The 6,201-nt window shown below is 56.7% G+C and carries 7 protein-coding genes and 1 pseudogene; 3 read left to right on the top strand and 5 right to left on the bottom strand.

Going from position 1 to position 6,201, the window contains the following annotated elements; translation table 11 throughout:
• On the top strand, positions 1–276 hold a 276-nt coding region (locus AC221Y_RS18750), incomplete at its 5' end, for a TRAP transporter large permease subunit (RefSeq protein WP_486708016.1).
• A gap of 100 nt (positions 277–376) precedes the next feature.
• Here AC221Y_RS18750 and AC221Y_RS18745 read toward each other — a convergent pair.
• The 4 genes from AC221Y_RS18745 to AC221Y_RS18730 all read right to left on the bottom strand — a co-directional run bounded on the left by AC221Y_RS18745 (position 377) and on the right by AC221Y_RS18730 (position 2,666).
• Positions 377–1,207: an arginyltransferase gene (locus AC221Y_RS18745; protein WP_299755919.1), complete on the bottom strand. Its 831-nt coding sequence runs from the start codon at positions 1,205–1,207 to the stop codon at positions 377–379.
• 74 nt (positions 1,208–1,281) lie between these two features.
• Entirely contained in the window at positions 1,282–1,713 is a 432-nt protein-coding gene (locus tag AC221Y_RS18740) for an RDD family protein (RefSeq protein WP_299755923.1), read from the bottom strand.
• Between the two features lie 69 nt (positions 1,714–1,782).
• Positions 1,783–2,202, bottom strand: a complete 420-nt coding sequence (locus AC221Y_RS18735) for a DUF2852 domain-containing protein (RefSeq protein ID WP_299755925.1) — start codon at positions 2,200–2,202, stop codon at positions 1,783–1,785.
• Between the two features lie 107 nt (positions 2,203–2,309).
• Positions 2,310–2,666, bottom strand: a complete 357-nt coding sequence (locus AC221Y_RS18730; RefSeq protein WP_486708017.1) for a YbaK/EbsC family protein — start codon at positions 2,664–2,666, stop codon at positions 2,310–2,312.
• Between the two features lie 244 nt (positions 2,667–2,910).
• On the opposite strand from AC221Y_RS18730, the gene AC221Y_RS18725 reads away from it, so the two are divergent.
• A complete protein-coding gene (locus tag AC221Y_RS18725) occupies positions 2,911–5,709 on the top strand; it encodes a bifunctional [glutamine synthetase] adenylyltransferase/[glutamine synthetase]-adenylyl-L-tyrosine phosphorylase (protein ID WP_486708015.1) in 2,799 nt (932 codons plus the stop codon).
• A gap of 33 nt (positions 5,710–5,742) precedes the next feature.
• Positions 5,743–6,021: a hypothetical protein gene (locus tag AC221Y_RS18720; RefSeq protein WP_299755931.1), complete on the top strand. Its 279-nt coding sequence runs from the start codon at positions 5,743–5,745 to the stop codon at positions 6,019–6,021.
• Here the strand turns inward: AC221Y_RS18720 and AC221Y_RS18715 are convergent.
• Positions 6,018–6,201, bottom strand: a pseudogene (locus AC221Y_RS18715) (keto-deoxy-phosphogluconate aldolase); the annotation flags it as partial. The gene AC221Y_RS18720 and the pseudogene AC221Y_RS18715 overlap by 4 nt on opposite strands.

Genomic DNA, 6,201 nt, shown 5'->3' with positions numbered 1-6,201 from the left:
GTGTGGCGTCATAGTTTGGTTCCCAATCGAATTCTGCGTCCGCAGAGTCATCAACTGATGATGATGGTGGTGCTGGGATACGTCGTCGTTGGTTGGGTGACCCCGCCCTTTGGCTTCGCGCTCTTTTATTTGCGCGGGGTGGCACCGCCCGAGGTCACGACGCAGCACATCTATCGAGGGGTCATCCCTTTCGTGCTGATCCAGGTGCTCGGTTTGGCAATTTTGTGGTTCTTCCCAAGTGTGGTCACGATCATTCCGGACCTGATCCCGAACTGAACTTGACAAACCGCGCCATTGAGGCGCGGTTTTTTCGTTCTGGCAGACACGCTGAAATGTCGGCCTTATCCCGCGTGTTCTGACAGATTTTCAGGAATCTTTAGGTCCGGGTCGGACGTGAGTCCGGCAGATTGATCCGCGCCACTTGCTCGGCGATCGGATCGGTCGACAAGGGATGGGTCTCGGATGAGTACTGATCCGGATCACCAATGTCGCGCCACTCACCGCGGTGATAGATTTCCAGCGACGAAAACTTTGCCTTGTATCCCATCTTCGATGATCCGGGCACCCAATAGCCAAGGTAAACATATGGAAGCCCGGCGTCGCGGGCGATATCGATATGATCCATGATCACATATGTGCCAAGGCTGGAGCCCGCATACTTTGGATCATAAAAACTGTAGACCATGCTCAGGCCATCATCGATGACATCCGTCAGACAGACCGCTGCAAGCTCTTTTTCGCCGTCCTCGTCTTTGCCGGTGTATTCAATAACCCGGCTACGGATCGGCGTTTCTTCGATCATCGCGGCGAACTCGAAAATGTCCATATCCGCCATACCACCGTCGGCATGTCGACTGTCCAGATAGGCACGAAAAAGCGCATATTGCGCTTCGGTGGCCCAGGGCGAGGTGGCTTCTCGGCGCAACTCCACGTTGCGTCGAATAGTTCTGCGTTGGCTCCGCGAGGGCTTGAAATCCGCCACCCGGATGCGCGCCGAAAGGCAGGCGGAACACTCGGCACAGGATGGACGATAGAGCACGTTCTGCGAACGTCTAAATCCTTGTTTCGAAAGTGTATCGTTGAGTTTTTCGGCGTATTCACCTTGGAGGGCCGTAAACAACTTCCGTTCCATCCGGCCCTCAAGATAAGGGCAGGGTTGGGGCGCAGTCACGTAAAACTGTGGCGCAATCGGAAGGGAATGACGCATGCGGTCGCCTGAATTATTTCGAAATCACGTTAGCAACTGCTTGGCTTTACGCCAATACCCTAATGTTGGTGAAATTACCTAGTGCGCATGTTCAAAAGCGCGGTCCCCAAAACCGTATCCGTCAGGCCCTGACGGCGTTCGCTCATCAGCATCATAACAATCGAGACAAGCTGTGCGGGAAACACCGCGACCGAGGCATAATACCCGGCTGTGTGTAGAAATGCTGTGCTGCTGTCGAAATCCTCGCCGTCAGCTTTGCGGAATTCAACCGACATCAGACGCATGCCGACAGTTGCCGAATGACGGGTGAGACCAATCCAGCGATAGATGAAGCCCACGAGAGCAAAGACAAGCGGTAGGACAAAAAGCGCGGTGAAAAGTGAAAAAACCGTCAGGACCGCTGTCATGGCCGAGATCAAAACAACGTCTACAATCCAAGCCATCAGGCGCTTTGAGACAACGTCTTCGAAGAACTCTGGCTGTGTTTCGGGATGAGGAAGGGGCATTATTTTGGTCCTGATAGAGTGTTTCGAAAAGGAGGATGGGCCGCGTAAGTGCGGCCCATCATAAGGGGTTTAGGCGTCGACAGTCTCGCCATCGGTTTCGGGTTTGCGTTTATCACGATCTGCCATGAACTGATCAAACTCAGCCTTGTCTTTCGCATCGCGTAGACGTCCCAGGAATTGTTCGAAGTGATCCTGCTCGTCCTGAAGACGGCGCAGCGTGTCCGACTTGTAGGAATCGAACGCGGTGTTACCGCTGGATTTGAAATCGACATGGGCGTGGCGGGTGCGACGGGCGCAATTTCCGTTAAACAAGCGTTTGCTCCAGATCATATAGGCAAGAAGCGCAAGGCCGATGGGCCAGACAAAGATGAATCCAAGTACCATAGCAGCGATCCAGGCGCCTTTTCCGCGATCGTCAAGCCATTGCTCGGTCCGGGAATACCAGGAGCCGCGGTGGGCAGGGGCTGCGTGTAAAGTGGCGGTGGTCATCTGATGTGCTCCAATGCATGTGTTTCAGTTAATGTGAATGCTCTTCACATCACACATATCGGTGAGCATCCGCCCGGGTTCAAGAGAGCATGTAAATGTTTTTTACATTAAGTTGATATACTGAATAAAACCAAATACTTGCGAGTTAAAATTTTGCGTATTTCCTGCGGGTGGATCGGCAATACTTGGTATCGAGTGCCTGCGGCAGCACAGACAAAATCGAATTTAAGCAGTGCTGAGTCGAAAACCGCCTTGGGCGTGCTCAGGTGGCCGACCGGAGCGACGCCACCAATCGCAAACCCGGTTTGAGTGCCCACAAACGTTGCATCGGCACGACCCAGTCGTTCATCCGCGGCGAAGGCGGCTTTGCTTGGGTCGACGCGGTTCCCCGCGGCTGGAATGAACAAAATAACTTGACCCGGGACCTCACTGCGAAAAGTGATCGACTTTGTAATTTGATTGATCTCGCAGTTCGCCTCTTATGGGGCTGCGGCTGTGCTCCGGGTTTCATTCGGCGTGTTCAGGATCGCGGCCTCCAATGCGGCTGCGACACGTTTTACACTCCTGCTCATAGCATCCCCGTTCGGTGCGATGTTCGAGTGGTAAAAGCCGTTTCCGCCGTGTTTCGGAAATTGCGAACTATGTAGATCAAAATACACTGACGTTGCGAGCCTTGACCGCAACGCGGGCGCGGGCTTTGGTCGGCGCATGACACTCGCACAGCATATAACCCGTCTGCCCATTCCTCATGATCGCGAACGGGCACAGGATGCGTTGGTTGGTCTTGGGCTATCGAAGGGGCCGCTGGTCGACTTGATTTCTGGGGCGGCCGGGTCATCGCCATATTTGGCAGATTTGATTCGTCGCGAGGGTGCGTGGCTCGTTGATGCGGTTCAAAAGGCGCCTAAAACTGTGCGTTCTGAGCTTATGGTGGCAACTCACAGTGCCCAAGACAGCAGCCTTGCGGTCGAATTACGTCGTTTGAAACGGCGTGTTGCCCTTTATACCGCGCTTGCTGATCTTGGCGGCATCTGGACGCTTGAGGATGTCACTGGCCTGTTAACTGATTTTGCAGCGGAGGCGACGGATCGTGCGTTGAAGGCGGCTGTGACGACGGAAATTCGCCGTGGCAAACTGCCTGGACAGTCAGAAGACGATATTGCGACGGCTGGCGGTCTGTCGGTCTTAGCGATGGGTAAAATGGGTGCAGGAGAGCTCAACTATAGCTCTGACATTGACCTGATCTGCCTCTATGACGAAACCCGCTTTGATCCTGATGACTACGCCGAAGCGCGCGCCAGTTTTGTGCGGGCGGTGCGCCGGATGACACAAACCCTGAGCGAGCGCACGGCAGAAGGATACGTGTTTCGCACCGACCTTAGGTTACGCCCGGATGCTTCTGTCACCCCCGTTGCCATCTCAATGGAAGCGGCCGAGCGGTATTACGAAGCCCTTGGGCGCACGTGGGAGCGGGCTGCCTATATCAAAGCTCACCCGGCAGCGGGGGACATCGCCGCGGGCTCGCGGTTCCTAAAGGCCCTTCGTCCGTTCGTATGGCGGCGTCATCTTGATTTTGCGGCCATTCAGGACGCTCATGACATGCGATTGCGCATTCGCGATCACAAGGGGCTTCATAAGTCCGCCTCGCATCTCGGTCATGATCTGAAACTCGGGCAAGGCGGTATTCGGGAGATCGAATTTTTCACCCAGACACGCCAGCTTATCGCGGGTGGCCGCGATCCGGAACTGCGGGTTCGTGGGACGGTCGAGGGGCTTGCCGTCTTGGCGGCCAAAAACTGGATCGGATCGGACGACGCCAAGCAACTCACAACCGATTATCGGGCGTTGCGCGAGGCCGAGCACCGCGTGCAGATGATCGCCGATCAACAGACCCACTGCCTGCCAACAACCGCAGACGATTTCCAACGGCTTGCTTGTCTTGCGGGGCAGGACAGCCAGGAGTATGCGAAATTCTTGGAAGATATGTTCGCGCGGGTGCATCATCTGACGGAGGGATTCTTTGCGCCAGACAAGCAGCCGCGAGCTTCGCAGACCGATGCTAAACGTGTTGCTTTCAATGCGGAGATTACGGCGCGTTGGCCTGGGTATCCTGCCCTGAGATCTAAGCGGGCCGTCGAGATGTTTAAGCGTATGGAGCCGGTGCTTTTAGAGCGACTTGCGGCAACAGCACGGCCAGACGAAGCGTTGGTGCATTTCGACGGGTTCTTGTCGGGCTTGCCGTCTGGTGTGCAGTTGTTTGCTTTATTCGAGGCCAACCCGCAGCTTCTCGATCTGGTGGTGGATAGTGTCGATACAGCGCCCGGGCTTGGACAATATCTCGCGCGGAATTCTGTCGTTTTTGATGCAGTTATCGGCGGCGGGTTCTTTTCGGACTGGCCGGGAGCTGATGGGCTGGTAGCGGCATTGGAGCGAGAACTTCTCGAACTTGGAGACTATGAGGCGCGGCTTGATCGCGCGCGGGTTTGGGCGCGGGAATGGCATTTTCGGATCGGGGTGCATCATTTGCGCGGGGTCATTGATGCACAGACCGCAGGCCAGCAATACGCTGATTTGGCGACGGCCGCGGTACGCGCTTTGTGGCCCTATGTCGTCGATGGTTTCGCCAAAAAACACGGTACACAACCGGGTCGTGGTGCCGTCGTGATCGCCATGGGTTCGCTTGGGGGCGAGCGTCTTAACGCAGCATCAGATTTGGATCTGATTGTGGTCTATGATGCCGATGGCGTCGAGACCTCCGAAGGTCGCCGCCCCTTGGCTACGCGGGCCTATTATGCCCGACTGACCCAAGCTCTTGTGACGGCGATTTCTGCGCCCACCGCTGAGGGCCGTCTCTATGAAGTCGACATGCGGCTGCGACCTTCGGGTCGTCAGGGGCCGGTAGCAACCGGGTTTGCGGCGTTCCAAGCCTATCAAGAGACCGAAGCCTGGACATGGGAGCATCTGGCATTGACCCGCGCACGTGTGATTGTGGGGAATACTGCATTGGGTCAGGAAATCACTGATTTTCGTGCGCGCCTTTTGGCCGCGCCGCGGGATCGAGCCACCATCCTTTCTGATGTCGCCGCGATGCGGGCGCGACTTGCCATTGCCAAGCCAGGTGGCGCGGCGCTTGATATCAAAACAGGACCGGGGCGACTTCAAGACATCGAGCTTTTTGCCCAAGCCGGAGCGCTGTTGGCGGGAACCGGGATGCGGTCGCTGAGCGATCAATTGCGGGCTGCGATTGATGTCTTTGCCTTGACAAGCATCGAGGCAAAAACGCTTCTGGATGCCGCACAGCTTTATTGGCAAGTTCAGTCGGCGGCGCGTTTGATCTCGAAGGACCCACTGACCACAGACGCCACCGGAGCAGGCGCAGGCGCGTTTTTGCTGCGCGATATTGGGATGGAGAGTGTGGCGGCCTTAAGCCGGGAAATTGCAAAAACCGCCGATCAGATTGCGGCGGTTATTGACAAGGCTGTCGGTCCACCCACTTCTGAAGCGTGACTGACCGACCCGGACTGCCTACGAGGTGCCGCTATGCCAAGACAAGACGACCCAGCCGACCCGCGCGGCCTGATCTACGAGAGCTACCGGATCGAGGGGATCGGAGAGCCCGAGTGCCGCTCGATCTTTCTCGATTGGGCAATCGGTGTGCCCATTGGTCACGATAGTAGCGAGTTTGTGCGCAAATTATTGGGGCGCTTTGGTGCGGAATTCCCCGAGCACCCTATGACAGGCGTGTTGAAGGCTGCCTTGGTGCCACCGGGGCACGAGGGACGGCGTGGTGGCGCGGCGGGACGACGACCCCGCGCCTAAAGTTCAGCGGCTTCCCGTGCGAGTGCCGTGATCCGCGCCCAGTCGTGGTCGACAACGGCGTCTTTAGGCGCAACCCACGACCCACCGACACAAATCGTGTTAGGAAGCGCGAGATATTCCGACGCATTTTTTAGACTGACCCCTCCGGTCGGACAAAACCGCACCTGCGGCATCGGGGCT

Source organism: Boseongicola sp. (genome assembly GCF_057460485.1).
This window is presented reverse-complemented; position numbering and strand designations above follow the sequence as displayed.